Origin of the sequence: Mesorhizobium sp. WSM4976 (assembly GCF_029625685.1) — a bacterium.
GTDB lineage: Bacteria > Pseudomonadota > Alphaproteobacteria > Rhizobiales > Rhizobiaceae > Mesorhizobium.
In genome coordinates this window covers 273,351-287,441 of the sequence record NZ_JARTVT010000006.1, presented here as the reverse complement: position 1 = coordinate 287,441, position 14,091 = coordinate 273,351, and the positions used below count along the sequence as shown (strand labels likewise).

Annotated in this window: 13 protein-coding genes and 1 pseudogene; 8 read left to right on the top strand and 6 right to left on the bottom strand. The window is 64.3% G+C overall.

The genetic code is table 11. From position 1 onward, the window contains the following. A pseudogene (locus P9272_RS10140) lies at positions 1-187 on the bottom strand (IS5/IS1182 family transposase); the annotation flags it as partial. 123 nt (positions 188-310) lie between these two features. Between P9272_RS10140 and P9272_RS10135 the strand changes: the two are divergent. The 3 genes from P9272_RS10135 to P9272_RS10125 all read left to right on the top strand — a co-directional run bounded on the left by P9272_RS10135 (position 311) and on the right by P9272_RS10125 (position 2,776). Next, complete coding sequence (locus P9272_RS10135) at positions 311-976, top strand: haloacid dehalogenase type II (protein WP_278160434.1); 666 nt, start codon at positions 311-313, stop codon at positions 974-976. Between the two features lie 167 nt (positions 977-1,143). Beyond that, a complete protein-coding gene (locus tag P9272_RS10130) occupies positions 1,144-1,965 on the top strand; it encodes a L,D-transpeptidase (protein ID WP_128257543.1) in 822 nt (273 codons plus the stop codon). A gap of 187 nt (positions 1,966-2,152) precedes the next feature. Beyond that, positions 2,153-2,776 carry an FMN-binding negative transcriptional regulator gene (locus tag P9272_RS10125; protein ID WP_278160433.1) on the top strand — a complete coding sequence of 208 codons (624 nt, stop codon included), beginning with the start codon at positions 2,153-2,155 and terminating at the stop codon, positions 2,774-2,776. 122 nt (positions 2,777-2,898) lie between these two features. On the opposite strand, the gene P9272_RS10120 is transcribed toward P9272_RS10125, so the two are convergent. Further along, the gene (locus P9272_RS10120) at positions 2,899-4,422 is read right to left on the bottom strand and encodes a helicase HerA-like C-terminal domain-containing protein (protein WP_278160432.1); all 1,524 of its coding nucleotides are present in this window, start codon (positions 4,420-4,422) and stop codon (positions 2,899-2,901) included. A 252-nt stretch (positions 4,423-4,674) separates the two neighbouring features. Between P9272_RS10120 and P9272_RS10115 the strand changes: the two genes are divergently transcribed. The 4 genes from P9272_RS10115 to P9272_RS10100 all read left to right on the top strand — a co-directional run bounded on the left by P9272_RS10115 (position 4,675) and on the right by P9272_RS10100 (position 8,917). Beyond that, positions 4,675-6,117, top strand: coding sequence for a methylmalonyl-CoA mutase subunit beta (locus P9272_RS10115; protein ID WP_278160431.1), 1,443 nt, complete (start codon positions 4,675-4,677; stop codon positions 6,115-6,117). Further along, positions 6,114-8,237, top strand: coding sequence for a methylmalonyl-CoA mutase (gene scpA, locus P9272_RS10110; protein ID WP_278160430.1), 2,124 nt, complete (start codon positions 6,114-6,116; stop codon positions 8,235-8,237). Before P9272_RS10115 ends, scpA begins: the two co-directional genes overlap by 4 nt. Before the next feature lie 72 nt (positions 8,238-8,309). Beyond that, entirely contained in the window at positions 8,310-8,531 is a 222-nt protein-coding gene (locus P9272_RS10105; protein ID WP_042641941.1) for an AbrB/MazE/SpoVT family DNA-binding domain-containing protein, read from the top strand. Further along, entirely contained in the window at positions 8,528-8,917 is a 390-nt protein-coding gene (locus P9272_RS10100) for a type II toxin-antitoxin system death-on-curing family toxin (protein ID WP_278160429.1), read from the top strand. Before P9272_RS10105 ends, P9272_RS10100 begins: the two co-directional genes overlap by 4 nt. On the opposite strand, the gene greA is transcribed toward P9272_RS10100, so the two are convergent. Beyond that, positions 8,914-9,396 (bottom strand): transcription elongation factor GreA, encoded by a 483-nt coding sequence (gene greA / locus P9272_RS10095; RefSeq protein WP_128257537.1) that lies wholly within the window; start codon positions 9,394-9,396, stop codon positions 8,914-8,916. The genes P9272_RS10100 and greA overlap by 4 nt on opposite strands. Before the next feature lie 106 nt (positions 9,397-9,502). Between greA and P9272_RS10090 the strand changes: the two genes are divergently transcribed. Further along, a complete protein-coding gene (locus tag P9272_RS10090; protein WP_278160428.1) occupies positions 9,503-10,879 on the top strand; it encodes a TIGR03808 family TAT-translocated repetitive protein in 1,377 nt (458 codons plus the stop codon). Here P9272_RS10090 and P9272_RS10085 read toward each other — a convergent pair. From P9272_RS10085 to P9272_RS10075, 3 genes are all read right to left on the bottom strand, one after another. Next, positions 10,876-11,688 (bottom strand): class I SAM-dependent methyltransferase, encoded by an 813-nt coding sequence (locus P9272_RS10085; RefSeq protein WP_278160427.1) that lies wholly within the window; start codon positions 11,686-11,688, stop codon positions 10,876-10,878. The genes P9272_RS10090 and P9272_RS10085 overlap by 4 nt on opposite strands. Positions 11,689-11,790: 102 nt before the next feature. Then, positions 11,791-12,792 (bottom strand): asparaginase, encoded by a 1,002-nt coding sequence (locus P9272_RS10080; protein ID WP_278160426.1) that lies wholly within the window; start codon positions 12,790-12,792, stop codon positions 11,791-11,793. A gap of 46 nt (positions 12,793-12,838) precedes the next feature. Further along, positions 12,839-14,005: an acetyl-CoA acetyltransferase gene (locus tag P9272_RS10075; protein ID WP_278160425.1), complete on the bottom strand. Its 1,167-nt coding sequence runs from the start codon at positions 14,003-14,005 to the stop codon at positions 12,839-12,841. Positions 14,006-14,091 lie beyond the last annotated feature (86 nt).

The following is a 14,091-nucleotide window of genomic DNA, read 5'->3' as shown; positions in this document are numbered from 1 at the left end:
GCAGCTTCTCCGGCGCGATCGAGGGACGACCAACCTTCGAATAAAGTCCCTCAAAATCCGACGACAACACTTCAAGCGCCTCGTCGGCTATTGCCCGGATGGCTCGAAGCGGATGATCCGAGGGAACCCGAGCCTCGCAGCTCACATACGAAAAAAGACCTTCCGTCCCATCATCTCCACCGCGCATCTCATCCTCCAATCTCCGGCGGAATCGAATCACGGACTGGCCCCAGACGAAAGAGTTTTTCCGCAGCCTGTTAAAGCGCAATCAGTGCTTGCGCGGCGCGGCGAGCCGCCGCAAAACTCAGGCATGCATCATGCGGCCTATGTCTTCGACGCCTATGGCACGTTGTTCGACGTGCACGCCGCCGTGCGCCGCCACGCCGGCGAGATCGGGCCGGACGGCCAATTGCTGTCGGAAATCTGGCGCGCCAAGCAGCTCGAATATTCCTGGGTGCGGACGCTGATGGGCTCATACGCCGACTTCTGGCAACTAACCGAACAGGCACTCGAGTTTGCGCTGCGCAAGGTGCCCTCGGCCGATCCGGCGCTGCGGACGAAGCTGCTCGAAGCCTATTGGCGGCTCGACTGCTATCCAGAAGTGCCGGCCGTGCTGAAGGCGCTCAAGTCGTCCGGCGCGAAGCTTGCAATCCTCTCCAATGGTTCGCCGGAGATGCTCGACGCCGCGGTCAAATCCGCCGCGCTCGACCAGATCCTCGACAACGTGTTTTCGGTCGACCAGGTCAAACGCTTCAAGACCGACCCTGTCGTCTACGACATGGTGGTCACCAGCTGGCGGCTTTATCCGGGAGCGGTGTCGTTCCAGTCGTCGAACCGCTGGGATATAGCGGGCGCGACCAAATTCGGTTTCCGCACGGTCTGGATCAATCGGACCAACCAGCCGGATGAATACCGCGACTTTCCGCCAGGGCTGATCCTGCCTTCGCTCGACGGCCTGCTGGCAAGCGTCTCATAACGCTGTTGCTGCAGCGCAACAGCTGTAACGTGGTCACAGCTTCGCCTTTTTCTGTCCACCCTCAAGCCAGAATTGGAACCGCCTATCACGGCCGACTGTTATGGATGCCGTCAGCAATGCCTTCGCATTCATGCTTTCTTGCGAATTGAGACCTAGAAAAGGCAACCATGTCAGACGCTTCCTTCCGCATCAGCCGCCGCGGCTTTCTCAATTTCACAGCCCTTGGCGCTGCTTCGGCCGCCGTGTCCGCCTGCACTACCACCGGTCCGGCCCCTGCGCCGGTCCAGCCCCCGCCGCCAGCCTATGTCGAGCCGCCGCTCGGCGACTATGAGACGATGTATGGCGCGATGTCGGACAATGGCTTCGACCTGCCGGCCATTCCGGTGAACAAGATCGATCACAGATTCTTGCGCCAGATCGTTCCCGATCCGACGGGGCAGCGCCCGGGCACCATCGTCGTCGATACCACCGGGCATTTCCTCTATCTCGTGCGCGAGGGCGGCCAGGCGATCCGCTACGGCGTCGGGCTCGGCCGCGCCGGCTTCGAATGGTCCGGCGACGCGGTCGTGCAGTGGAAGCAGAAGTGGCCGAAATGGACGCCGCCGGACGAGATGGTCGCGCGCCAGCCGGAGCTGACGCAATTCAGCGCCAAGAATGGCGGCATGCCGGGCGGCCTGAAGAACCCGCTCGGAGCGCGTGCGCTCTACCTCTTCCAGGGCAACCAGGACACGCTCTACCGCCTGCACGGTTCGCCCGAATGGTGGTCGATCGGCAAATCGGTGTCGTCGGGCTGCGTGCGCCTGATCAACCAGGACATCATCGATCTTTACGACCGCGTCCCAACCAAGACCCCGGTCATCGTGACGGCCAATGTCGGCGCTCCCGAACAGGACATGCCTCAACGCAAGGCGATCCCGATCGACAACGGCGTGCCGACGGGCTCGATCCTGCTCGGCCCGGTGAAGCGGCTGACCAACGAGATTTTCTAACGACGCCGATCCATCAGCGGTGCCTGGCCGATATGGCGGCCGGCACCGCGGCCCAGCGCTGGGACGAAAATCGCTTATCCGCGCAAGCATCGGACCTCCAGCCAGGCTGGACCACACAAAACTTCCAGGACTGGATGTTCTAAGCAGGCCGGACTTCGGGCATTTTATGCCCTCAAGGAGTTTCGCCATGTACACGCCACCCGCCTTTCGCGACGACGACAAGGACAGCCTTACGGCCACGATCCGTGCGGCGCGGCTGGCAGTCCTGGTTACCGCTACGGCGGAAGGTCCGCTGGCGACGCCTTTGCCACTTTTCCTCGACGAGAGCGAGGGCGAGCATGGCGTGATCTACGGCCATGTCGCGAAGGCAAACCCGCACTGGCGCGTGCCGCCGCTGGGCGACGCCCTGGCGATGTTCATGGGCCCGGACGCCTATGTGACGCCGGCCTGGTACCAAACCAAGCAGGAGACCGGGAAGGTGGTGCCGACATGGAACTACGTCGCCGTCCACGCTCACGGGCCGATCGAATTCTTCGAGGACGCCGACCGGCTGCTCGAGGTGGTGACGCGCCTGACCAATCTGCATGAAGGCGAGCGCGCCGCCCCCTGGGCTATATCGGACGCGCCGGCGGATTTCATCCAGTCGCAGCTCAAGGGCATTGTCGGCCTGCGCATGCCGATCACGAAGCTCGAAGGCAAGCGCAAGCTGAGCCAGAACCGCAATGCGGCCGATCGCGCCGGCGTGCTGGCCGGCCTGGCGGCAAGTGAGCGGCCATCCGACCGCGAGGTCGCGCCACTCATTCCGCTGTGAATTCCGGTCCACCGCGCTTGCCGGCAGCCCCGGGTGGGTGTTTCCGCTCTTGCGCTGGCAAGCGCCGAGTTACTCACCGTTCTGAAGCTGATCGACGCCGCCCAAGAGGCGCATTGAAGGCTTCACCGCCCTCTGGCCAAGCTCCCCAGTATGCCGCGCACGATGGCGCGGCCGACGGAGGAGCCGACCGAGCGCACTACCGACTTGATCGCGGCCTCGGCCACGGTCTGGCGGTTGGAGGACCGCCGGTTGCCTGTTCCCAAAACATCGTCGAAGCCGGGAATGGTCCAGCGCGAGCCGCCCCTGTTCTGCTGCTGTGCCTGCGCCTCGGCGTCCTGCGCTTCCTTGGCTTTCTTCTGCAGCATCTCGAAGGCTGATTCGCGATCGACCACCTGGTCGTACTGGCCGGCGACCGGGCTCTCGGCGACGATCTTGCGGCGCTCGTCCGGCGTGATCGGGCCGAGCCGCGATGACGGCGGCCGGATCAGCGTGCGCTGGACCATGGCCGGCACGCCCTTGTCCTCCAGCATCGAAACCAGCGCCTCGCCGGTGGCGAGTTGGGTGATCGCTGTGGCGAAATCGAAATCGGGATTGGGCCGGAAGGTCTCGGCGGCGGTGCGCACCGCCTGCTGCTCGCGCGGCGTATAGGCGCGCAGCGCGTGCTGGACGCGATTGCCGAGCTGGGCCAGAACCTTTTCCGGAATATCGAGCGGGTTCTGCGTGACGAAATAGACGCCGACGCCCTTGGAGCGGATGAGCCGCACCACTTGCTCGACGCGGTCTATGAGCACCTTCGGCGCGTCCTCGAACAAAAGATGCGCCTCGTCGAAGAAGAACACCAGCTTCGGCTGGTCGAGATCGCCGACCTCGGGCAGTTCCTCGAACAGCTCCGACATCAGCCACAGCAGGAAGGTGGCGTAGAGCCTGGGATTCATCATCAGCTTGTCGGCGGCGAGCACGCTGATCGCGCCGCGGCCATCGCGCGTGGTGCGCATGATGTCGGCGATGCGAAGCGCGGGCTCGCCGAAGAAATTCGCAGCGCCTTGGCTCTCCAGCACCAGGAGCGTGCGCTGGATGGCGCCCACGGAAGGCTTGGTGACATTGCCGTAGCGCGCGCTGAGCTCGTCGGCGCGCTCGGCGATGTTGGCGAGCAGCGCCTGCAGGTCCTTCAGATCGAGCAGCAGCAGGCCTTCCTCATCGGCGATGCGGAAGGCGATGTTCATGACACCTTCCTGCGCCTCGGTGAGGTTCATCAGCCGCGAAAGCAGCAACGGCCCCATCTCCGAGATGGTGGCGCGGATCGGATGGCCCTGTTCGCCGAACAAATCCCAGAAGATGACCGGAAATTCCTGGAACCGGTAAGGATCGAGCTTCACCTGTTCGGCGCGCTTGACCAGGAAATCCTTGGCCTCACCCATCATGGATATGCCGGAAAGGTCGCCTTTGATATCGGCGCAGAAGACCGGCACGCCGGCGTTCGAAAAGCCCTCAGCCAGGACCTGTAGGCTGACCGTCTTGCCTGTGCCGGTGGCGCCTGTGACGAGGCCATGGCGATTGCCGTAACGCAGCAAAAGCTCTTCGGCGCGCTGATAGGAATCATCCGGCTTGCGGCTGGCGCCGATGAAGATGCTGGTCTCGTCAGCCATATCCGGTCTCCGCAATCCGTTCCGCTCAAGGGCCTCACCCGGAGGTATAGTAACGCTCGCCGCATGCGGCAATGCCCAGCATCGATTTGGGGCCGGCCCGGAATTTCGCCATTGGCGCTTGCGGATTGCGCGCATGTTTGGCAATCGATTGGTTGGCCGTGAGAGAGCCCGGCCGGATGACGCATTGTGATATCCGGTTCCTGACCTTAGATTGGCTGGACCGGCTGATGCGGCCGAGAAGCGAGGAGAGCGATGGGCGCCGGCGCCTTGACCAGGGATGTCGATCTTCCAAACCCGGACGCCAAGCGTTGGCAGGCACTGGCGGAGAAGGCGCTTGCTGGCGGTTCCTTCGAGGAAAAACTCGTTTCCCGGACCGATGACGGCATTCGCATCGAACCGCTAAGCCAACGCTCAACGACCGCCGAGCCATGGCCGCGCACAAATCCGACCGCGCCCTGGATCGTCAGCCAGCGCGTCGATGACCCGGACATCGCCCGGGCCAGCGCGCAAGCCCTGGAAGACATCGCCCAAGGCGCCACCGGCCTTTCGCTTGTCTTCGAGGGCGCGCCGAATGCCTTCGGCTACGGCCTGCCGCGCACCGCGGAAGCATTGGAACGGGTGCTCGACGGCGTGCCGCTCAATCGCGTTCAGGTGCGCATCGACGCGCATCCCTGGAGCCGCGCCGTGGCCGACTGGCTGCTCGCCTTCTTGAGCAAACGCCGCTCCGATCCGACCAAGCTCAACCTCTCCTTCGGCATCGACCCGGCGGCGATCTTCGCCGGAACCGGGCGGCTGCGCACCTCGATCGAGGCGCTGCAGGAATCGATGCCGCAGTCCCTGGCACATTTTTTCTCGATGGGCGTGCCGGGCGTGCTGCTCGAGGCCGACGGCCGCGTCTTCCACAATGCCGGCTCCACCGAGGCGCAGGAGCTCGGCACGATGATGGCTTCCGTCGTGTCCTATCTCAGGATGTTCGAGAAGGCGCGCCAGCCGCTGGTCTATGCGGCCCCCCATATCGGCTTCGCGCTCAGCGTCGACCAGGACCAGTTCCTGTCGATGGCCAAGGTGCGGGCGTTGCGCAGGCTCTGGGCGCGCATCCAGGAAGCCTGCTCGATCCCAGCCTCGACCGCCAGCATACATGCCGAGACCTCCTATCGCATGATGACGATGGCCGACCCGGAGACCAACATCCTGCGCACTGCGATCGCCGCCTTCGCCGCGGCAACCGGCGGCGCCGATTCGATCTCGATCATGCCGCACACGATCGCGCATGGCTTGCCGACCGGCTTTGCCCGCCGCATCGCCCGCAACGCTCAGTTGATCATGGCCGAGGAGAGCCATCTCGGTCACGTCGCCGACCCCGCCAGCGGATCGGGCGCGGTCGAGGCGCTGACCGACGATCTTTGTGCTGCTGGCTGGCAGGAATTCCAGCGCATCGAGGCCGAGGGCGGCGTGCTCGCCAGCCTGCAGCAGGGCTATATCCAGAACCGCGTGCAGACCGCCGCCGCCAAGCGCAACGGCGCCTACCGGTCGGGCGAACGCGGCATTGTCGGCACGACACTCTACCGCGTCGGCACGGAGCGCCCGGTCGAGACGCTGCCGCAGGAGCGGCGCCCGGCGCTGACGGAAGGCGTGGCGACCTGCGAGCCGCTGTTTCCGGTGCGCATCGATCAGTCGATCGGAGCCGGATCATGATCCCGGATTTCAGCCAGATCGGCTGGTCGGCGCCGCGTCGCGCTCCGGTCGAGCTCAAGGGCCAACGGATGACGCCGGAAGGCATCGCCGTGAAACACCTCTACACGCAAGGCGACCTCAAGGGGCTCGCTAATCTCGAGACCTATCCGGGCCTGCCGCCCTTCGTGCGCGGCCCCTACCCCACCATGTATGTCCAGCAACCCTGGACGATCCGGCAATATGCCGGCTTCTCGACGGCCGAGGAATCCAACGCGTTCTACCGGCGCAACCTCGCCGCCGGCCAGAAAGGCCTGTCGGTCGCCTTCGACCTCGCCACGCATCGCGGCTATGACAGCGACCATCCGCGCGTCGCCGGCGATGTCGGCATGGCCGGCGTGGCGATCGATTCGATCCTCGACATGCGACAGCTGTTCGACGGTATCCCGTTGAACGAAATGACGGTATCGATGACCATGAACGGCGCGGTGCTGCCGATCATGGCGCTGTACATCGTAGCGGCGGAGGAACAGGGCGTCGCGCAGAAGGATCTGGCCGGAACCATTCAGAACGACATTCTGAAGGAGTTCATGGTCCGCAACACCTACATCTATCCGCCGAAACCTTCGATGCGGATCGTGTCGGACATTTTTGCCTACACTTCCAGGCACATGCCGAAGTTCAACTCGATCTCGATCTCCGGCTACCACATGCAGGAAGCGGGAGCGACGGCCGACCTCGAGCTTGCCTATACGATCGCAGACGGCATTGAATATGCGCGCGCCGGCGTCGCCGCAGGCCTGGACATCGATCGCTTCGCGCCACGGCTCTCCTTCTTCTGGGCGATCGGCATGAATTTCTTCATGGAAGTCGCCAAGCTCAGGGCCGCGAGGCTGCTCTGGTCGAGCCTGATGCAGAAGAACTTTTCGCCGAAGGACGAGCGCTCGCTGTCACTGCGCACCCATTGCCAGACGTCCGGCTGGTCGCTGACGGCGCAGGACCCCTACAACAACATTACCCGCACGATGATCGAGGCGATGGCGGCGACGCAGGGGCACACCCAGTCACTGCACACCAACTCCTTCGACGAGGCGATGGCGCTGCCGACTGACCATTCGGCGGGGATCGCGCGCAACACGCAGCTCATCCTGCAGAAGGAATCCGGCACCACGCGCATGATCGATCCGTGGGGCGGCTCGGCCTATGTCGAACGACTGACGCACGATCTGGCGGCGCGGGCGCTCGCCCATATCGAGGAGGTGGAAGGCCTCGGCGGCATGGCGGCGGCGATCGAGAAAGGCATCCCGAAGCTGCGCATCGAGGAAGCCGCGGCACGGACTCAGGCGCGCATCGATTCGGGCGAGCAAATCCTGGTCGGCGTCAACGCGCACCGGCCGCAGACAGATATCGAAGTCGATGTGCTGAAGATCGACAATGCCGAGGTGAAGGCCAGGCAGTTGGCGAAGCTGCAGCGGCTGAAGGGCACACGGGATGTGGCGGCCCTGGAAAACGCCCTGGCGGCGCTTACCCGCGCGGCCGAGAGCGGCGAGAACCTGCTCGAATTCGCGATCCGCGCAGCACGCGCAAACGCCACGGTCGGGGAGATTTCGCTGGCGCTGGAAAAAGTGTTCGGCAGGCATACGGCGGCAGTGCAGACAATCTCCGGCGTATATCGCGACGCGCTTGGCGACAACCCGGCGCTCGACCGGCTGCAGGAGAAAATCGAGGCGTTCGAGAAAAAGTCCGGCGGCAAGCCGCGCATCCTGGTCGCCAAGATGGGCCAGGACGGCCATGACCGCGGCCAGAAGGTGATCGCCAGCGCCTTTGCCGATCTCGGCTTCGACGTTACCGTGGGACCGATGTTCCAGACGCCGGACGAGATCGCGAAGCTGGCGGTGCAGCACGACGTCGACATCATCGGCGCGTCCTCCTTGGCCGCCGGACACCTGACGCTGATCCCCGAGCTCAAGGAAGCGCTGAAGAAGCTCGGCCATGGCGACATGCTGATCGTCGCCGGCGGCGTCATCCCACCGCAGGATTATGACGCGGTGCTGGCGGCGGGTGCCGCGGAGATTTTCCCACCGGGGACGGTGATCCCGGAAGCGGCAAACCGTCTGATGGATCGATTGCTGGCGGGGGGTTAGCGCCGTTATAATCGCTGTTGCAACATTTCGCGCTGGTCGTTATAATTAGCGTTACAACAGGATAACTCCGTCATGAACACCACCATTCGCAAGATCGGCAATTCCGAAGGCGTGATCCTGCCTAAGGAACTCCTCGACCGCATGAACATGAAGGCGGGTGACCAGCTTCAAATCGTCGAGACCGACAAGGGCATCGCCCTTGAGCCGGTCGATGACAGTTTCGAGCGGCAGATGGAAGCTGCCCGTAAGGTCATGGACAAGTACAAAGTCGCGCTTCAGAAGCTCGCTGAATGAGCTGGCAGTTTCTGTCGCGCCGCGCTGTCGAAGCAATGCATGCCGAGCAGTTGCGCAGGCATGGCGGTGCACAGGGTTTGAGAGATGAGAACGCTCTCGAATCTGCCCTCGCCCGTGCTGAGAACAAGGCCAACTACGGTGATCCGTCTATCGAAGATCTGGCAGCAGCCTACATCTTCGGCATCGCGAGGAACCATGCATTCGTCGACGGTAACAAGCGCACGGCCATGGTTGCCGCCGGTGCATTCCTGGTCGTCAATGGCTACGGGCTCACAGCCGACAACGGTACGATCTATGAATTCGTCATGGGTGTTGCCGCTGGCGAAATCGATGAGGCTGGCGCCGCGGCATTTTTCCGCGACCATACCGTCAAGCTGGAAGACTAATTCTCGGCCTTGTCCGAGAGCTTGACGATTTCCCATTCCTTGCCGTTCACGGCGGCCACATCGCCGACCTTCTTGCCGAACAGCGCCAGGGCCATCGGGGAGACATGGGAAATGCTGCCCTTCGACGGGTCGGCCTCGTCCTCGCCGACGATGCGCCAATGCACCTTCTTGCCGTCGTCGCCTTCCAGCGTCACGCCCATGCCGAAGCGTACCACATCGCTGCCCGGCTCAGGCACGGAAAGCTCCGCGCTCTCGCGACGCGCGGTCCAGTAGCGCAGGTCGCGGGAAACCACCGCGATGCGCTCGCGGTCACCCCTGCGTTCGGCCTTGGCGAGCACATCACGCAGGTCGGCGAGATTGTCCTCTATCATCGCCAGGCCGCGCTCCGTCACCAGATTGCGATGCGTGCTGACTGGACGTTCGCCGACGCCGGCAATGGCGTTTTCGCTGTCTTCTTCGCGCGTAAAAGCTCTGCTCATGACGTGAACTTAGGCTTAGCGAGGCGACTGCACAAGCGGTTTGCAGATGAGGCCGTTCTGGCACGATTCCTGCGACAGACAGGGCGAGACGCCAGGACCTGTGCCGATGTTGAACAGACGAACGCTGCTTGCCCAAGCCGCCGGCTTCGCCGTCGCCGGCGTCTTTTCCGGCAAGGCATCGGCGAAGTCGCTGCCCGGCATCGAGATGGCCGCAATGCGCGGCTCGATCGACGCCACGGAGGTCGGCGTGCAGCCACGCGCGGTCGACGACCAGAGCAAGGCTTTCGCCAAGATGCTGGCCGAGGCCAGCGACCGCAACCAGCCGGTGTTCCTGCCCCCCGGCACGTATCTCGTCTCGAACTTGAAGCTGCCTGCGCGTGTGCGCCTGTCGGGCGTGCCCGGCGCGACGCGGATCGTCTATGGCGGCAACGGCCATCTGATGATGGCCGAACAGGCAGAGCATATCGAGTTCACCGGGCTGGTGCTCGACGGTGCCAACCGCTGGCTGGCCGACTATACGCACGGGCTGCTCGACCTGCGCCGGGTCGCCCATCTGACAATCGACAATTGCCAGGTGACCGGCAGCGGCAAGAACGGGCTGGCGCTCGAACATGTCGCCGGTCGCGTCGGCCGTTCCGACATTTCCGGCGCGGCGGACGCCGGCATCTATTCGGTCGAGGCGGGTGGGCTGGAGATTTCCGGCAACACCGTGTCCGATTGCGCCAATGGCGGCATCCTCGTACATCGCTGGCAGGCGGCGGAGGACGGCACCATCGTCAGCGGCAATCGCGTGCAGCGGATCGGCGCGCGAAGCGGCGGCACCGGCCAGAACGGCAACGGCATCAATGCCTTCCGCGCCGACAATGTGATCATCTCCGGCAATGTCGTCTCCGACTGCGCCTTCACCGCGGTCCGCGCCAACAGCGCTAGCAACCTGCAGATCACCGGCAACACCTGCTCGCGCTCAGGCGAGACCGGGATCTATTCGGAATTCTCGTTCGAAGGCGCGATCCTCAGCAACAATCTGGTCGACGGCGCCGCCAACGGCATCTCGATCGCCAATTTCAACGAAGGCGGCCGCATGGCGGTCTGCTCGAACAACATCGTGCGCAACCTGACGACGGTCGGCCCCCACACCGCCGACCCGCCCGGCTTCGGCGTCGGCATCAGCGCCGAGGCCGACACGACCGTTTCGGGCAACGTCGTCGAGAACGCGCCGCTCTACGGCATGCAGCTCGGCTGGGGTCCCTATCTGCGCAATGTCGTGGCGACCGGCAATGTCATCCGCAAGGCGGGCACCGGCATCGTCGTTTCGGTCGTCGAAGGCTCCGGCACGACTGTCATCTCGGACAACGTCATCGACCATGCGAAAAACGGCGCCATCATCGGCCAGCGCTGGGCCGATCCGGTGACCGGGGACCTGACCCAGTCAGCCGATACCGGCTATGCGCATCTCACTGTCGAGCGCAACAGGGTGAGCTAGGCCACGGCCACAATAATGTGCGCCTGGATCTTGGCCGCGACCGCGCCACGGCCATGTCTGTCCGCGATCGCGGCTTCCGCATAGTCGGTCGCGGATGCCAAGCTCCCGGCCTCCCTGGCCTCTATCTCGTTGCGAAGCAGGGTTCCCTGGCAATAGGCCACAGCCGGAACGCGCGGCGAAGATGCACGGCTCTGCTCGGCTATGGTGTCGATCGCCACGTCGGAAAATCCTGCGGCGGCCAGATCGCTACGGATCATTTCCTTGTCGTGATAGCCATGCGGCGTACGCGCCAGGAAACGCGGCGGATCGTGCGGAAAGATCCTGGCCAGAGCATTTGTCACGTCGTCCGCGAATATGTTCTCATCGATGCGATCCCAGACGCTGAACAGGAAGTGCCCGCCTGGCTTCAGGACCCGCTTTGCCTCGCGATAGGCCGCGGAGCGGTCGGGAAAGAACATGGCGCCGAACTGACAGCAGACGAGATCGAAGGACCCATCGTCGAAAGGCAGATTCAAGGCATCCGCCTGGCGCCAGGTGATGCGGCAGTCGGGGCCCTGGCGCGAAGCGGCGTAATCGAGCATCGGCTGGTTGAGGTCGGTTACAACGTAGGTGCTGCCGGGATCCAGTTTTGGCGCCAGGGCGCGGGTGACTGCTCCGGTGCCCGCGGCGGTCTCCAGTACGGCAGTTGGCGAGAAGGAAGCCGCCCGCCTTGCGGTCTCCGCCGCATAGGCCTCGAAAATCAGCGGCACCATATGGCGATCGTAATTTTCCGGGATGGACCCGGCAAACACCTTGTCCGCTTCCAGCATGGTCAGCACCCGGCGCTCGTTTTCATGGCTACCGAGACTAGCACATAATTCTCTGTCTTGGGCCCACCCGCACGGCGGATGCGCGTCCGCAAAGTCCGCGCGCTAATTGAGCGCCGTCGTCGGCCGCAGCAAGCCGACCTTGGCGCCGATGCGGCTTTCGACTACGGGATGGGCGAGCCCGGTGAGCCTGGCCGCTACCGCTTCATCGTCGCGCAGCAACTTTGCCAGCACCGCGGCGATCATCACCTCCGCCCCTCTGCCGGCGCCGTCATCGCATTTGAGCGCGATGCCGAAGCCGAGTTCGGGCAGTGCCGCGCAATAGACGCCCTCGGCGCCGGTCTTGACGAAGATGCGGCCGGGCGCGGCCTGCATCAGCGCGACATCCGCCTTGCCGGTGCCGGCTACGAGGAACGGCTCGGCCATGCAGGCCGAAAGCAGACGCTTCGCTGCCTTGGCGCGCTCGGGCGAAAAGCCCCTGCCGGTCGCCATACGGGCAAAGCCCTGCGCAAAACTCTTCAACGGCACGGCATAGGTCGGGATCGAGCAGCCGTCGATGGCGCTATTGTCGGTGTTGTGGGCGGCGCGGGTGACGGATTGCATGGCGTCGCGCACCATTTCCTGCTGCGCGTGTCCCTCCTTGACATAGCCCTGATGGGCGATGCCCGAATGCACGCAGGTGCAAAGGAAGCCGGCATGCTTGCCGGAGCAGTTGTTGTGCAACGCGCTCGGCAGATCGCCGGCGCGGGCGAGCGCAATAGTCGCTTCATGGTTCGGCCAATGCGCGCCGCATTCGAGCGCGGTCTTGTCGAGACCGGCCTTGGCGAGCATCGCCTGTGCCAATTCGACATGGGCGGGCTCGCCGGAATGCGAGGCGCAGGCCAGCGCCAGTTCGCGGTTGCCGAAGCCATAGGCGTCGGCAGCACCCGACTCGACCAGGGGCAGCGCCTGAATCGCCTTCACCGCGGAGCGCGGGAAAACCGGACGGTCCGTGTCGCCGATCTCCCAGACGGGCTTGCCGTCGGCGTCGAAGACTGAAACCGCGCCGCGGTGCCTGCTTTCGACCACGGAACCGCGGGTGACCTCGACCAGAACCGGATTGGACATGCTGCCTCCCGCACGCGCTCTGGGGCGCTTTCAATGCGGGCCGCTTCTACCTGATCCGGTCGAGGATGGAAACGTAATTGGCGACCGCAGCACCACCCATGTTGAAGATGCCGCCGAGCTTCGCGCCCGGCACCTGGATGCCGCCGGCTTCGCCGGTCAACTGCATGGCGGTCAGCACATGCATCGAAACGCCAGTGGCGCCGATCGGATGGCCTTTGGCCTTAAGGCCGCCGGACGGATTGACCGGAAGGCGGCCGTCCCTGGCCGTCGTGCCGTCCAGCGCCAGCCTGGCGCCTTCGCCTGGCTTAGCAAGACCCATCGCTTCATATTCGATCAATTCAGCGATGGTGAAGCAGTCATGCGTCTCGACGAACGAAAGGTCGTCGAGCGTGATGCCGGCCTTATTCAGCGCCTGGTTCCAGGCGTGCTCGCAACCCTCGAAGGCCAGGATGTCGCGCTTCGACATCGGCAGGAAATCCTGGACATGCTCGTTGGCGCGGAAGGTCACGGCACGGCGCATCCTCAGCGCTGTCGCGGTATCCGTGAGCACAAGAGCGGCCGCGCCGTCCGAGACCAGCGAGCAATCGGTGCGCTTCAGCGGACCGGCGACGAACGGGTTCTTCTCGCTTTCCTGGCGGCAGAACTCGTAGCCGAAATCCTTGCGCATCTGCGCATATGGATTGTCGACGCCGTTCTTGTGGTTCTTGGCGGCGATCATGGCCAGCGCGTCGGACTGGTCGCCGTAGCGCTGGAAATAGGCCTGCGCGATCTTGCCGAAGACGCCGGCAAACCCGGCTGGCGTATCGCCGTCTTCCGGCAGGTACGACGCCTTGAGCAGGTTCTTGCCGATCTCGGGACCGGGCGTGGTGGTCATCTGCTCGGCACCGACCACCAGCACGATGCGGGCGGCGTTGGCGTCGATGGCGCGGATGCCTTGCCGGACGGCAGCAGAGCCGGTGGCGCAGGCATTCTCGACCCGCGTCGCCGGCTTGAAGCGGAGCCTGTCGTCGGCCTGCAGCACGAGGCTCGCAGTAAAATCCTGCGGCGAGAAGCCGGCGTTGAAATGGCCGAGCACGATCTCGTCGACATCGTCGGGGCCGATTCCCGCGTGGTCGAGCGCCTCGACGGCAACCTTGGTGATCAGGCTCTCCAGCGTCTCGCCTTCGAGCTTGCCGAAGCGCGAATGCGCCCAGCCGACGATGCATGCGGTCATGGCAACCTCCGTTTGCGCCGCAGCCTAGCACGATCCTTCGCGGCACATGACTCAATATTGTTCAACAATGAACCGTTTTCCAGCCC

Excerpts from the sequence above, each read along its gene's own strand:
- P9272_RS10115 (WP_278160431.1), top strand. The coding sequence starts at position 4,675 with ATGGGCGCCGGCGCCTTGACCAGGGATGTCGATCTTCCAAACCCGGAC.
- P9272_RS10100 (WP_278160429.1), top strand. The coding sequence starts at position 8,528 with ATGAGCTGGCAGTTTCTGTCGCGCCGCGCTGTCGAAGCAATGCATGCC.
- P9272_RS10085 (WP_278160427.1), bottom strand. The coding sequence starts at position 11,688 with ATGCTGGAAGCGGACAAGGTGTTTGCCGGGTCCATCCCGGAAAATTAC.
- P9272_RS10120 (WP_278160432.1), bottom strand. The coding sequence starts at position 4,422 with ATGGCTGACGAGACCAGCATCTTCATCGGCGCCAGCCGCAAGCCGGAT.
- P9272_RS10090 (WP_278160428.1), top strand. The coding sequence starts at position 9,503 with ATGTTGAACAGACGAACGCTGCTTGCCCAAGCCGCCGGCTTCGCCGTC.
- greA (WP_128257537.1), bottom strand. The coding sequence starts at position 9,396 with ATGAGCAGAGCTTTTACGCGCGAAGAAGACAGCGAAAACGCCATTGCC.
- P9272_RS10105 (WP_042641941.1), top strand. The coding sequence starts at position 8,310 with ATGAACACCACCATTCGCAAGATCGGCAATTCCGAAGGCGTGATCCTG.
- P9272_RS10125 (WP_278160433.1), top strand. The coding sequence starts at position 2,153 with ATGTACACGCCACCCGCCTTTCGCGACGACGACAAGGACAGCCTTACG.
- P9272_RS10135 (WP_278160434.1), top strand. The coding sequence starts at position 311 with ATGCATCATGCGGCCTATGTCTTCGACGCCTATGGCACGTTGTTCGAC.
- P9272_RS10080 (WP_278160426.1), bottom strand. The coding sequence starts at position 12,792 with ATGTCCAATCCGGTTCTGGTCGAGGTCACCCGCGGTTCCGTGGTCGAA.
- P9272_RS10075 (WP_278160425.1), bottom strand. The coding sequence starts at position 14,005 with ATGACCGCATGCATCGTCGGCTGGGCGCATTCGCGCTTCGGCAAGCTC.
- P9272_RS10130 (WP_128257543.1), top strand. The coding sequence starts at position 1,144 with ATGTCAGACGCTTCCTTCCGCATCAGCCGCCGCGGCTTTCTCAATTTC.
- scpA (WP_278160430.1), top strand. The coding sequence starts at position 6,114 with ATGATCCCGGATTTCAGCCAGATCGGCTGGTCGGCGCCGCGTCGCGCT.